This window comes from Chryseobacterium sp. SIMBA_038 (assembly GCF_046535115.1).
GTDB lineage: Bacteria > Bacteroidota > Bacteroidia > Flavobacteriales > Weeksellaceae > Chryseobacterium.
The window spans coordinates 1-12,804 of the sequence record NZ_JAWRXH010000004.1 but is presented as its reverse complement, the minus strand read 5'-3'; the positions used below and the strand labels follow the sequence as shown (position 1 = coordinate 12,804).

At 32.6% G+C, this 12,804-nt stretch carries 12 protein-coding genes; 7 read left to right on the top strand and 5 right to left on the bottom strand.

What is annotated here, in order from left to right:
* Positions 1 to 49: 49 nt before the first annotated feature.
* The 4 genes from SB689_RS13695 (at position 50) to SB689_RS13680 (ending at position 4,559) form a co-directional block, all read left to right on the top strand.
* Complete coding sequence (locus SB689_RS13695) at positions 50 to 814, top strand: hypothetical protein (RefSeq protein WP_410692694.1); 765 nt, start codon at positions 50 to 52, stop codon at positions 812 to 814.
* Between the two features lie 104 nt (positions 815 to 918).
* A complete protein-coding gene (locus SB689_RS13690) occupies positions 919 to 1,782 on the top strand; it encodes a hypothetical protein (protein WP_410692693.1) in 864 nt (287 codons plus the stop codon).
* A 58-nt stretch (positions 1,783 to 1,840) separates the two neighbouring features.
* Positions 1,841 to 3,631 carry an excinuclease ABC subunit UvrC gene (uvrC, locus tag SB689_RS13685; RefSeq protein WP_410692692.1) on the top strand — a complete coding sequence of 597 codons (1,791 nt, stop codon included), beginning with the start codon at positions 1,841 to 1,843 and terminating at the stop codon, positions 3,629 to 3,631.
* Positions 3,632 to 3,767: 136 nt separating this feature from the next.
* Positions 3,768 to 4,559 (top strand): T9SS type A sorting domain-containing protein, encoded by a 792-nt coding sequence (locus SB689_RS13680; RefSeq protein ID WP_410692691.1) that lies wholly within the window; start codon positions 3,768 to 3,770, stop codon positions 4,557 to 4,559.
* Positions 4,560 to 4,641: 82 nt separating this feature from the next.
* Here SB689_RS13680 and SB689_RS13675 read toward each other — a convergent pair whose 3' ends face one another.
* Both SB689_RS13675 and SB689_RS13670 read right to left on the bottom strand, forming a co-directional pair.
* Positions 4,642 to 5,460: an anti-sigma factor domain-containing protein gene (locus tag SB689_RS13675; RefSeq protein WP_410692690.1), complete on the bottom strand. Its 819-nt coding sequence runs from the start codon at positions 5,458 to 5,460 to the stop codon at positions 4,642 to 4,644.
* Position 5,461: 1 nt separating this feature from the next.
* Positions 5,462 to 5,971, bottom strand: coding sequence for an RNA polymerase sigma factor (locus SB689_RS13670; protein ID WP_410692689.1), 510 nt, complete (start codon positions 5,969 to 5,971; stop codon positions 5,462 to 5,464).
* Between the two features lie 264 nt (positions 5,972 to 6,235).
* On the opposite strand from SB689_RS13670, the gene SB689_RS13665 reads away from it, so the two are divergent.
* Positions 6,236 to 6,802, top strand: a complete 567-nt coding sequence (locus SB689_RS13665; RefSeq protein ID WP_066752374.1) for a fasciclin domain-containing protein — start codon at positions 6,236 to 6,238, stop codon at positions 6,800 to 6,802.
* Positions 6,803 to 6,891: 89 nt separating this feature from the next.
* Here SB689_RS13665 and SB689_RS13660 read toward each other — a convergent pair whose 3' ends face one another.
* Genes SB689_RS13660 through SB689_RS13650 form a run of 3 tightly spaced genes read right to left on the bottom strand, consistent with a single transcriptional unit; the run spans position 6,892 to position 9,618 of the window.
* The gene (locus tag SB689_RS13660; protein WP_410692688.1) at positions 6,892 to 7,632 is read right to left on the bottom strand and encodes a hypothetical protein; all 741 of its coding nucleotides are present in this window, start codon (positions 7,630 to 7,632) and stop codon (positions 6,892 to 6,894) included.
* A 10-nt stretch (positions 7,633 to 7,642) separates the two neighbouring features.
* Positions 7,643 to 8,725, bottom strand: a complete 1,083-nt coding sequence (locus SB689_RS13655; RefSeq protein WP_410692687.1) for a PorV/PorQ family protein — start codon at positions 8,723 to 8,725, stop codon at positions 7,643 to 7,645.
* Between the two features lie 17 nt (positions 8,726 to 8,742).
* On the bottom strand, positions 8,743 to 9,618 hold the full coding sequence (locus tag SB689_RS13650; RefSeq protein WP_410692686.1) for a DMT family transporter: 876 nt from the start codon (positions 9,616 to 9,618) through the stop codon (positions 8,743 to 8,745).
* A 414-nt stretch (positions 9,619 to 10,032) separates the two neighbouring features.
* On the opposite strand from SB689_RS13650, the gene SB689_RS13645 reads away from it, so the two are divergent.
* Both SB689_RS13645 and SB689_RS13640 read left to right on the top strand, forming a co-directional pair.
* Positions 10,033 to 11,661 (top strand): acyl-CoA carboxylase subunit beta, encoded by a 1,629-nt coding sequence (locus SB689_RS13645; RefSeq protein WP_410692685.1) that lies wholly within the window; start codon positions 10,033 to 10,035, stop codon positions 11,659 to 11,661.
* Between the two features lie 187 nt (positions 11,662 to 11,848).
* On the top strand, positions 11,849 to 12,307 hold the full coding sequence (locus SB689_RS13640; protein ID WP_410692684.1) for a VanZ family protein: 459 nt from the start codon (positions 11,849 to 11,851) through the stop codon (positions 12,305 to 12,307).
* The last annotated feature ends 497 nt before the right edge of the window (positions 12,308 to 12,804 follow it).

Here is a 12,804-nt window from a genome sequence, read left to right as displayed (position 1 = left end):
AGTGATTTATTTCATTACTTTTACGTCCGAAAATAAAAAACAATAAACTATGAAATTTAAAGCTTTACTGCTTGCATTCTGCTTTGTAAGTGTTGCAACTTTTGCCCAGGACAAGGTAAAATACTCAAAAGAAGACATCAAAAAAATGGAAATGTATCTTTTTAATGAAGGATTCAATACTCCATCTCCAAAGAAAACATCTACCGTAATTTTAAAGGACGGAACGACTTACAAAGGATTTTGTGGTAAAATCGATACTAAAAAAGGACAGATCTTCGAAGTTGCTATCAAAGACAGTATTTCAAAAAAGAGTACGACTTTCAATGCTGATCAAATTGACGAAATGTACGTTTACCCAAGCAATGCTGAAAAGTATGCAAAAGTGGCCAAGTACATGGGAAATATCAGAAATTTTGGAACAAAAAGTTTAAATAAGAATACAACAAACGAGCGTATTCATTTTGTAAACCAAACTGTTTCTCTTAAAAATAAGAAAGACGATAAAGAATTCTTAATGCAGGTTATCAATCCTGGATTTGATGATATTATTTCTGTTTATTACGATCCCAGAGCGAAAGAAACAACCGGATTTTCTGTGATGGGTTCTCCTCAATTAGGTGGTGGTGTTATTAAATCTTATTACGTTAAAAAAGGTGATAAAGTAATGTGGCTTCACAAAGATGATTTTGAAGACAACTATGATTTCCTTTTTGGAGATAATGCAGAATTCATGAAAAAATATCCTAAAAAATCTGTTGAATGGGATTATTTCAGCTTCTTGGTGAGCGAGTATACTCAAATGACAAACGGATAAAATATTCAATCATATCATGTACAAAGCTGTAGAAATTTTCTGCAGCTTTTTTTGTTGTTTTTATGAAAAAATAGAAATTGTATTTTTGCAGTAAAATTATCATCATGAAACTTTACATCAACACAATACTGATTTTCAGTCTATTATTCTGGGGAACTTTGGGACGAGTTTTCAAAGGCTGTTCGAAAGCGGATGATGTAGCTCATGCTGGCAGTTATGTGAAAAGCCTTGATCATATTCCCTATCAGACCAATTATAAAACGATGGGGAGATATCTTACTTCTGAAGCTGTGATTAAAGAACCGCTTCTGCTGAAAAGAAATCTGGAAGCTACTGAAATTGTTGATACCAAAGTCATTAATGATTTAAAAATGAAAGATCCGTCTATAAAAAGTCAGGTTGACAATATTGATGAAAAATTTCTTCCTTCCGAAAGAATAGCCGAGTATCAAAAAATTATTGAAAAACATGCTAAAAACATTAATTTTCATGATTATAAAAAGCTGTTTAAAGTTGTAAAGCTTGCTTCTAAAATGAAAAAATTCTACATTTTGGACGGTAATGTAAAAGATGATAATAAAGAAGTGTCCGAAAATTATACTTATTCTAAAAATGGTTTTAATGTTCATGTTCCGAAAGGTTTTTATGAAATAACTTCGCTTCAAAATCCTATTATTGATAAAATTTGGATGAGTGACAATGCAATGATCACCGTTTACTCTTTTGAAAAAAATGATAAAAAATCATTAGAACAATGGAAAAATTTCAAAGGCGAAAACCGTAAAATTTTACAGTTATTTGAAAGCGATGAAAGACTTATCAATCATTCAGTCTTTTTTGAGGGTGAAAAAATTTATGGTTCTTTAAAGATTTTAAAACAAGGAAATAAAATTTTATTCGTAGAAATAAGCTTTGACGACCATTTATCTTATATCGACGGCCGAAAAGATTTGTTATCTAAAATTTAAAATAGGTTAAAAAATATTAGTATCAACAGATAAAAGCAAAATTCCGTAATTTTGTTCTATGAATCCTTCTTTAGAATTACAACTCAAAACTTTACCTTCCGAACCCGGTGTTTATCGTTATTATGATAAAAATGAGCATTTATTGTATGTCGGAAAGGCGAAAAATTTAAAGAAAAGGGTTCTCTCCTATTTCAACAAAAATCTTCCGGGTTACAGAACAAGAATAATGGTTGGCAAGATCCAACGATTAGAAACAACTATTGTAAACAGCGAATACGACGCTCTTTTATTGGAAAACAATCTGATAAAAGAACATCAGCCATTTTACAACGTCATGTTGAAGGATGACAAAACCTATCCTTGGATCTGTATTAAAAATGAAAATTTTCCAAGAATATTTTTAACGAGAACGAAAATTAAAGACGGTTCAGAATATTATGGGCCTTACGCAAAAGTACGTCCTGCAAAGATTTTATTGGAAACTATTAAACATATTTACAAGCTCAGAACCTGTAATTTAAATTTAGCTCCAACCAAAATTGCAGAAGGAAAATATAAAGTTTGTCTTGAATATCACATCAAAAATTGCGAAGGACCTTGTGAAGACCTGGAAAGCAAGGAAGATTATGATGAAAAAATAGACGCCATCCGCGGAATTGTAAAAGGAGATTTCCGAAAAGCAAAGGAATATTTGGTTAATCAAATGATGAAACATGCTGAAAATCTGCAATTTGAACAAGCCCAAATTATTAAAGAAAGACTAGATATTTTGGAAGATTATCAGTCCAGAAATACCGTTGTCAACCCAAATATCGACGATGTAGATGTGTTTGGAATGACCAGTGATGAAACTGCTGCTTATGTAAATTTCTTTAAAATCAGAAATGGAAATATTATTCAGAGTTTTACGACAGAAATTAAGAAAATTCTTGAAGAATCGGACGAAGATATTATGGAAGAAGCTTTGATTGAAATTCGTCAGAAATTCGATTCAGATTCTAAAGAAGTGCTGCTTCCTTTCCATTTATCCGTTGAAATTCCGAATGTAAAATTGATCGTTCCCAAAATGGGCGATAAAAAACGAATCGTTGAACTTTCCGAGAAAAATGCCAAGGAATATCGTTTAGAAAAATTAAAACAGGTTCAAATTATAGATCCGGAAAGGCATACTAACCGAATCATGGCAGAAATGCAAAAGTTGCTGAGAATGCCTGTTGAGCCAAGACATATCGAAGGTTTTGATAACTCGAATATTCAGGGGACAAATCCGGTTTCTGCTTGTGTTGTTTTTAAAGATGGAAAACCCAGCAAAGCCGATTACAGAATTTTTCACCCTAAAACCGTGGAAGGCGCCAATGACTTTGCAACGATGGAAGAAGTAATCTACCGCCGCTACAAAAGACTGTTGGATGAAGGTGATGCCTTGCCACAATTAATTTTGATTGATGGTGGAAAAGGACAGCTTTCCTCTGCTGTAAAAAGTTTAAGATTATTAGGACTTTACGGAAAAATTACCATCGTCGGGATCGCCAAAAGATTAGAAGAAATCTTCTTCCCCGAAGATCCTATTCCTTTATATCTTGATAAAAAATCTGAAACCCTTAAAATTCTTCAAAGAGTTCGAGATGAAGCCCACCGTTTTGGGGTAAAACATCATAGAACCAGAAGAACAAATTCTACCATAAAATCTGAGTTGGAAGAAATTCCAGGAGTCGGAGAAAAGACAATTGAGTTGCTTTTATCTAAATTAAAGTCTGTAAAACGTATAAAAGAATCCAATTTGGAGACGTTGGAAGAGATTCTTGGAAAAAGTAAGGCGAAAGTTATTCATGATTTTTTTAATAGTTAATTAAAATTGTATTTAAAAATCAATATTAAAATAAAATTAATCTAAAAATTTAACTTTTATTAGCAATTAAGCATAAAAATTAGATGTTTTCATATTTTTTCATAATTTAGTTTTACAACAAAAAACATCAGATATTATGAAAAAAAACTACATTTTGGCAAAAGTTTTTGCGTTATTTTCAGTGTTAGCAACTACTGCTCCATTTTATTCTCAAACATACTGTAGCCCAAGTTATCCCAGTGGATGCAGCTCTTGGAGAATTACCCAAGTAACCGTTCCTGAAGCAGGATTCAATAATTCATTTGCATCCGGAACCTGTACTTCCGGAAGAGACCGTACTTCTGTTATTATGAATTTAAATACAGGTACAAATTATACACTCAATGTGTCTACAACCAACTGGACAGCCTGTGGAATGGCAATAGATTTCAATAAAGACGGAGATTTTGACGATGCAGGAGAAAACCTGTTCTTACCAGCTTATATCGCCAATCAGAATCAGACATATACCGGAACTTTTATGGTTCCATCATCTGTAACGGCCGGAAATTATAGAATGAGAATCTGGAACCGTCTGGCCAACGCCGGAGCAGGAACGCCTACCGCCGATTCTGCCTGTGCAACTTATGCCTATGGAACTTGGACGGACTATACTGTGAATGTTTTAGGTCCGTTATCTACCTCAGAAGTTTCTTTATCTTCTGCTAAAATTTATCCAAATCCAGTTTCTGATATTCTGACAATTGAAGATACCAAAGGTATAAAATCTGTGGAAATATATGATTTCAATGGTAAATTAATAAGAAACGAATCTTTTAAAAACAATAAAAATACATCTGTAAAATTATCTGATTTGGTTCCCGGAACTTATACTGCAAAAATTATAAGTGAAAAGGGAAATCAGAGTATAAAGTTTATCAAAAAATAATTATTTATCAACCATTTGCTAAGAAATAAGCTCTTGAATTTCAAGAGCTTATTTTATTTTACATTATATTAAATATTAATTTTTAGACTTCACCCATTACATACATATTTTCCATGGTCGGCGTTGCACTTCCACCCTTTTTCTCAAGAGTTATCGCAAATGCCTGAGCATTTTTTATGTTGGCAAGAGCTATTTTACTGTCTTTATCTTCTGTGTACATTCCTGCACTTACAGGTTTACCGTCTGCAATCGCCCAAAGCTGATATTGCATTCCTTCCGGAGCTTTTGGTAAGCTGTCGGCATTTAAGTAAACTTCTTTAGATTTTTTATCCCAGAAAACCATTGCTTTAGAATCAGAATGTTTTTCCACTCCTTTCAAAACAACCATCTGCATATCTGCACCTGACAACATTTGCCATTTCTGCTGCATTTTTTGATATGCTAAATCTTTAGACTGCTTTTCAGTTTCAAGTTTTGCAATGACTTCTTTGTTTTTAGACTGCGTATTCATCCAGAATAAATTTCCGGCAACACTTACTAAAAACAGCACCGATGCTGCAACAGCGTAGGTTTTCCAGTTGTTATTTTTCTGAGTATTAATCTCTCTTATTTCTCCCTGAACTTTCAGATCTGGTTTTATTTCTGAAATTACAGGTCTCGCTTCTTCAACAATCTGTTCCTGTTGAATTTTATTCCAAATCTTAGATTTTAAATCATTTGGAGGAGTCACGGCCTGAGCCGTTGCCAAATCTTCCAAAGTTTTTTGAGCTTCTTCAAAAGCTGCTTTAACTTCAGCATTGTTCTTCATCACACACTCCAAAATGCCTGCTTCCTCTTGAGAAGCAAAACCTAGAATATAAGATTCTATAATTCCGGATGATATGTATTCCTTAGTGTTCAATTTATTGATAATCTTTTAACAAATCCTTTAATTTTATCAATGCATTCCGCATTTTCGTTTTAACAGTACCCAGCGGTATCTTCAGTTTTTCGGATATTTCATTTTGTGTATATCCCTGATAATACGCCAGATCTATAAGCTCCAGCTTATCAGTCTCCAAACCTCCAAGAACATCTTTAAACCCGATAAAGTCGGATGATTTATTAGTTGTTGAAAGTTCTGCACTGTTATATACGAAATCAGGGAGTGGTTGGTTTTTAAGCTCGTTTTGAAAGCCTTTTGATTTTAAATAATCAATCGCCGTATTCCTGGCAATATTGATCATCCAAGTGTAAAATCGGCCTTTGGTAGAGTCATATTGAAGAATGGAGTTCCAGATTTTCACGAAAACATCCTGAATTACTTCTTCTGTATATTCTTTTGATTGTACAATTCGGAATATCACACCATAAAGCGCGCCAGAGTAATGGTCATACAAATAATGAAAACCAGCTTCGTTTTTTTCTTTCAATAAAACGATAAGTTCCTCTTCCGAATAGTTTGTTTTAATAACGAATATTTTTCAATCCAAATGTAATGAAATAAACTGTATTATAAAGAAAAACCAAAAAATAATTTATATCGTAAATGATTTTGAAATGAATTCAACCTTTTATTAACTCAGGAAAATAATTTAAATAAAAAAAATAATTTTTAAATCTAAAACAGAATCTACATCGTAAATGGTAGGTAAGAATAAGAAATCAAACAATATTTAATTTAAAAAATCAAAAAAATGAATACAAGATCAAAAATCGCAGTTTTAGGAATGGTAGCTTTATCATTTGCTTTCAGTGGAAATCTAACTGCACAAATGAAAGAAAAAACAGTAATGGTAGGTGGAGCAGCAATGTATCCTTCTAAAAATATCATTGAAAATGCTGTAAACTCTAAAGATCACAAAACACTAGTTGCAGCAGTAAAAGCAGCAGGTTTAGTTGAAACTTTACAGGGAAAAGGACCTTTCACAGTATTAGCTCCTACAGATGCTGCCTTCGCAAAACTTCCAAAAGGAACAGTAGAAACTTTGGTAAAGCCTGAAAATAAAGAAATGCTTACTAAAATTTTAACATACCACGTTCTAGCAGGAAAATATAGTGCTAAAGAAATTTGGGCTGCGGTAAAAGCCGGAAACGGAAAAAGTATGATGAAAACCGTTGAAGGTGAAGATGTTACTTTCTGGACAAAAGGAAAAGATCTGTATGTTACAGATGCTAAAGGAAATAGTGCAAAAATCACGATATCTGATGTAAATCAGTCTAATGGTGTAATTCATGTAATTGACACTGTTCTAATGCCTTAATAATTTTTGTTTTTATGGTTAGCTGTTATTAAAAGCCCCTACCTGAATTTCAGGTAAGGGCTATTTTTTATTTTTTGATGTTGTAAACTTTATTTTCCGGCAAAAACCTCCTTAGAATATTCTCCATTCGCCTGAGGAATTTCTATTACAATATTTCCATTTTCAAAATAACCGATTGTAGAATCTCCATTTTCTAATTTCACTCTGAAAACATCTCTTTTTGTAGTTGCTTTAAAAGTCGCAAATGGTAAAGAACTATTTGGTTTAACCAAAATAAACTGGTTATTATCAATTTGTACTTTCTGTAGATCTAACTTTCCATTACTGTATTTACTCGCTGTACTTTCTGTAGATACAGCAACAGTGCTGGAAATAGTATTATTCACAGGCGCTTCAACTTCCCTTTGAGCTACAATTGCAACTGGATTAGAAACCGGAACTACAATCAATGCCTGTTTTAAAGCATCTTGAAAACCTTCTTCAAATTCTTTGATTGTCGAATTTCCTTTCGATTCAAGTATAGTTTTACCATTACAGTCTTTAAACTCTAAAATCACTCTGTTTCTCAACATCGTCTTATCATTAATAACATCTGCATTAATAATACTACAAGAATTCCCCATCGCTTCCGACGGCCACTTCAGTTTATCGCTTGGAAGAATTACATATTTTTTTCCTTTTAAAGCATTTGCTAAAACTGTTTCTAAATCAAAGCTATTTTTAAAAGTTTGAAATTTTTCAGGAATAGAAACATATTTATAATCAGAAACCTTTTGCCCAAAAGCCATTACTGAACAAATTGTAAGTATAAGTATTGATAGTTTTTTCATTTTTAAAATTTTAATCATTTCTAAATGTTCCCATATCCAATTTAAGAGAGAAGAAATTAGAATAGAAATTAGAACCTCCAATTCCTGAGTTTGTAATTGCATAATCTAAAGTAAGACCTCTATATTTAATCCCAATACCCGCACTCGGTTGGAAAGAAACTTTTCTTTTAAGATCTTCAATATCTGTAATATTTTGGAATCTGTTGACCCCTAATCTTACAAAAATCATTTTTTGATAACCTACTTCAGCTCCAGCATAAGGCGTAATACTTGCGAAATCTGTAGAAACAAGAGCTGCCGTTTTAGCAAAATCTACATTAATACCAGCTTCAGGCAAAACGTAAATACTGCTGTTAATATTGAAAACCTTACTTGCACCTACATTTAATTTAGGCATTGTAAGTTCCATTTTATCCTTTGGTGCAGGGTTAAATTCTTCTCCATCTACAATTGTGGAAAGTTCTTTTTGGTTTACACTCCAAAAATTGACGGTTGTTGTTGCATCTCGAAGCATCCCTCCAAATTTCCATCCGTTATCTGCCTTATAGATTGCACCTACGTCAAAACCAAAACCATAACCGCTTGCGAATTTCCCTACATTTCTGTAAACAATTTTAGCGTTTACTCCGACATCCAATTTTGTGTTTCCAGCTGGATTAAATGCATAAGAAATAATTGCTGCATAATCGGATTGTGAAAATTTAGTGATTTTATCGTAGTCAATATTTCCTTCTGGGTCAATTAATTGAGTAGTATTCAAAATATTATCAATACCCAATCTCACAACAGAAACTCCGAAAACTCCTGTTTCCAGAACTTTTGCATAAGCCAAGTAATCATATTTTGCAATCGATTCGAAATATTCGGCGTGCATTGCTGCTCCCTGCCAATCTCGTTCTATCGACATCAAACCTGCCGGGTTCCACATAGGAGAATATACATCGTCCTGATTGGAAATCACAGCTCCTCCCATAGCAAGGCCTCTGGCTCCTGCTCCGATATTCAGGAATTCATTAGAATATTTCCTTATAATTTGAGCCTGAGAAGTCCCAAATAATACGAAAGAAGCAAGTAAAAAATATTTTTTCATCATATAAGTTTGATGCTTAGTTAAAGTTTTTTTGTTTTTCTGGCTTTTATTAATCCATTTGCAATGATTGCCAGTATCATAACACCAGATGCAATATAAAATATTGGGCTCATATGTTCCGATTCTCCAAAGATAAAAAAAGCTAGTATAATTCCGTAGACTGGTTCTAAATTAACTGTTAAAATTAGTGTAAAAGGCGAAATATACTTCATTAGGTTCACCGATTCCAACATCGGGAAAGCTGTAAAAACACTTGCCAATAAGCATATTAACGCAATATCGCTATAACTTATTTCATTCATGTGAAAAATTTGACCACTAAATAAATAAAATATCAATAAAACGAACCATCCAGAGAAGATTTCATAAAAAATAATGTTCCCGGAGCTTGTTTTCCCAAACATTTTTCCATTAAAAACAGAAAATATAGTCCCAAAAATAGCACAAAAGACTCCGTAAATTATTCCTTCTTTATATTGAAACTCTGTTTTAAAAATCAATAAAATACAGGAAACAATCACCACTCCCATGATAACCTCCGATGCATCGATCTTCCTTTTAAAAATAATGGGTTCTAAAATGGAAGCAAATAATGTTGATAATGATAAACAGCTTAATGCTATTGAGACGTTTGAAACTTTGATCGAATAAAAGAAGCAATACCAATGTAAAGCCATAGCTACTCCGATCGCAGCCAACTGAAAGAATATTTTCTTAGAAACTTTTATACTCTCTTTTTTATAGACTCTGATAAAAGCGTATAAGAAGATTGCGGCAAACAGCATTCTGTAAAATACCAGGATTTGTGCATTAGCTTGAATCAGCTTTCCCAGAATTGCGGTGAACCCCCACAAAAAGACAATTAAGTGTAATCTGAAAAGCGCTAATTTATGCATATCCTATCTCCTTTTATTTTTTAACATGCAAATTTACAAATAGCTTTTACAAATCTTATAAAAAATACGTATTTACTTCAATTAAATTTAAGAAATTATATTAAATATTAATATTGGCTTCAATTTTCTTTAGAAAAGACATTCATCCAAACAAAAAACCCTGAAAGTCTGTTAAACTTTCAGGGCCTTCAAATAATAAACTATTAAAAAAATAAACTAGGAACTTAGAGTATTTCATAGAGAATATTATCCCTATAACTCTTATGTAAAGTTAGAAAAAATATCAAACATTTAAAACATTTTTTTGTTAAATATTTCACAAAAATCTGAAAACCAATCTATTAAACACTTGTTTTATTTAAATTCAGAATTCTTATAAAAAGAGTATCTTTAGACGGAAAAATTTGAAATTTTATGGACATTGAATTCAACAAAAGAGAAGATCAGAACAGATTAAAACTATCCGAAATAAATAGACTACTTGCTGAAATAAAAAAAGGAGGAGGCGAAAAACGACTTCAAAAACTTCGCGATGAAGGAAAAATGACGGCAAGAGAAAGGGTGGAATATCTTCTTGATAAAGATTCAGATTCTATAGAAATCGGTGCATTTGCAGGTTACGAAATGTACCCGGAACATGGAGGATGTCCGGCTGGTGGTGTTATTGTGATGATGGGATATGTTTCCGGAAGACAATGTTTGATTGTTGCCAACGATGCCTCAGTAAAGGCTGGAGCTTGGTTTCCAATTACCGGAAAGAAAAATTTAAGAGCTCAGGAAATCGCCATGGAAAATAAGCTTCCAATCATTTATCTGGTAGATTCTGCAGGCGTTTATCTTCCAATGCAGGACGAAATTTTCCCTGATAAAGAGCATTTCGGTAGAATTTTTAGAAATAATGCTAAAATGAGCTCGATGGGAATTATCCAGATTTCAGCAGTAATGGGAAGCTGCGTTGCTGGTGGAGCTTATTTACCTATCATGAGTGACGAAGCGATGATTGTTGATAAAACAGGCTCAATTTTCTTAGCAGGAAGTTATTTGGTAAAAGCTGCAATCGGCGAAACTATTGATAATGAAACGCTTGGAGGAGCAACTACACACTGCTCAATTTCAGGAGTTACAGATTATAAAGCTAAAGATGATAAGGACGCTTTAAACAGAATTAAAACGATCATGAAATCTATCGGAAGCACTGAAAAAGCGGGCTTTGATAGAATTGAAAGTTTCCCACCAAAAGAAAGTCCAGACAATATTTTCGGAATTGTACCTGTTTCCAGAGCTGATCAATATGATACATTGGAAATTATCAAATGTATGGTCGATAATTCTGAATACGATGAATATAAACCCGATTACGGTAAAACGATTATCTGTGCAACTGCCAGAGTTGATGGTTGGTCCGTAGGAATTGTGGCTAATCAGAGAAAATTAGTAAAAAGCGGTAAAGGAGAAATGCAGTTTGGTGGAGTTATTTACTCCGATTCGGCTGATAAAGCAACAAGATTTATTGCAAACTGTAATCAAAGAAAAATTCCTTTAATATTCTTACAGGATGTTACCGGTTTTATGGTCGGTTCAAAATCTGAGCATGGAGGAATCATAAAAGACGGTGCAAAAATGGTAAATGCTGTTGCAAACTCTGTTGTTCCTAAATTCACCATTATTACAGGAAATTCTTACGGAGCAGGAAATTATGCAATGTGTGGAAAAGCTTACGATCCAAGATTAATCGTTGCATGGCCTTGGGCAGATCTAGCTGTAATGGGTGGATCTCAGGCTGCTAAAGTTTTAGCTCAAATCCAAGAATCTACATTGAAAAAACAAGGTAAAGAAATTACCGAAGAAGAACATAATGAAATTTTAGATACTATTTCTAAAAGATATCAGAAACAAACGGAGTCTACTTATGCAGCAGCAAGACTTTGGACAGATGCTATCATCAACCCTACAGATACCAGAAAATGGATCTCTATGGGTATCGAAGCCGCAAATAATGCTCCTATTACAGAGAAATTTAATTTGGGAGTTATACAAGTCTGATAAATCGATTTTAATTAAAATATCAAGTCTTACTTTAAAAGTAAGGCTTTTTTATTGAGTTAAAAAATATTAAAGAAGCATAAAGTTTCAAAACTTTCTTCAGTAAGGCAGAATTTTTGTTACTAAATTAAGCTTAAAAGCTAATAGCATTATAACCTTTTTTATTACTAATCCCAAAAGGAAACCTATGAAAAGATTTTTTGCAGTACTTATTACTATTTACACTATTTTGCTTTTATACATGATGTTTATCGGATGTGACAGAGAAACGTCATCTACAAGCTACTTTCAGCTAATTCCATTTAAAACGATTCATCATTTTTTCTGTGATGATCATATTCACAGACAAACATTTTTAATTAATATAATTGGAAATATCTTTGTTTTCAGTCCGTTTGGATTTTTAGGATTAAGTATTAAAAAACTAAATAAAATTATTCCTACCACTCTATCTTTTATCATTTCAATAAGTTTAATTGAATTAATTCAGTCTATTACAGGCAGAGGTGTTGCTGATATTGATGATGTATTTTTAAATACTCTAGGAATGCTACTGGGTTACTTTATATTCAAATATGCAGCTTGGAAAAATATAGCTAATATTAGAACTTATTTTGATCTGGAATATAAATTGCAAACGGCTTAAATTATATGAATTCAATTATTTTCTTTTGTATATCTAAATAATAGCAATCAATAAAGTCTTATTTTAGGTAGGTTTTGAGTATTACTTCAAGAATATACTATCATAAATAATACAACATAATAAATTAGCCATTTCTGATTTCATCAATAGGAGCGGGTTTTAACCCGCTTTGATTATATATATAATCGGCTTTAGCCAAAATTTAAAATTTCAAGATAATACTTCCTGGAAAATCTTCTATATAGGTTTCAATTACCTACCATTTATTTAACAAGATTAGTTTAGATCCTTCCAGGATGACAAAGAGACTGCTTCTAGCTTCTATCAAAAATACTGATCAATGATAATTTATCAATAATCAATGATTTCTTATTACCCATTACTTATTGCTCCTGTGCTGAGTTCTTGAGGTATATATCAAAAAAAAGTCTCATACAAATGAATGTATGAGACTTTTAAATAAAAACTGGCGGCGACCTACTCTCCCGCTTTCGCAG

Excerpts from the sequence above, each read along its gene's own strand:
- SB689_RS13650 (WP_410692686.1), bottom strand. The coding sequence starts at position 9,618 with ATGCATAAATTAGCGCTTTTCAGATTACACTTAATTGTCTTTTTGTGG.
- SB689_RS13680 (WP_410692691.1), top strand. The coding sequence starts at position 3,768 with ATGAAAAAAAACTACATTTTGGCAAAAGTTTTTGCGTTATTTTCAGTG.
- SB689_RS13695 (WP_410692694.1), top strand. The coding sequence starts at position 50 with ATGAAATTTAAAGCTTTACTGCTTGCATTCTGCTTTGTAAGTGTTGCA.
- uvrC (WP_410692692.1), top strand. The coding sequence starts at position 1,841 with ATGAATCCTTCTTTAGAATTACAACTCAAAACTTTACCTTCCGAACCC.
- SB689_RS13665 (WP_066752374.1), top strand. The coding sequence starts at position 6,236 with ATGAATACAAGATCAAAAATCGCAGTTTTAGGAATGGTAGCTTTATCA.
- SB689_RS13690 (WP_410692693.1), top strand. The coding sequence starts at position 919 with ATGAAACTTTACATCAACACAATACTGATTTTCAGTCTATTATTCTGG.
- SB689_RS13655 (WP_410692687.1), bottom strand. The coding sequence starts at position 8,725 with ATGATGAAAAAATATTTTTTACTTGCTTCTTTCGTATTATTTGGGACT.
- SB689_RS13660 (WP_410692688.1), bottom strand. The coding sequence starts at position 7,632 with ATGAAAAAACTATCAATACTTATACTTACAATTTGTTCAGTAATGGCT.
- SB689_RS13645 (WP_410692685.1), top strand. The coding sequence starts at position 10,033 with ATGGACATTGAATTCAACAAAAGAGAAGATCAGAACAGATTAAAACTA.
- SB689_RS13640 (WP_410692684.1), top strand. The coding sequence starts at position 11,849 with ATGAAAAGATTTTTTGCAGTACTTATTACTATTTACACTATTTTGCTT.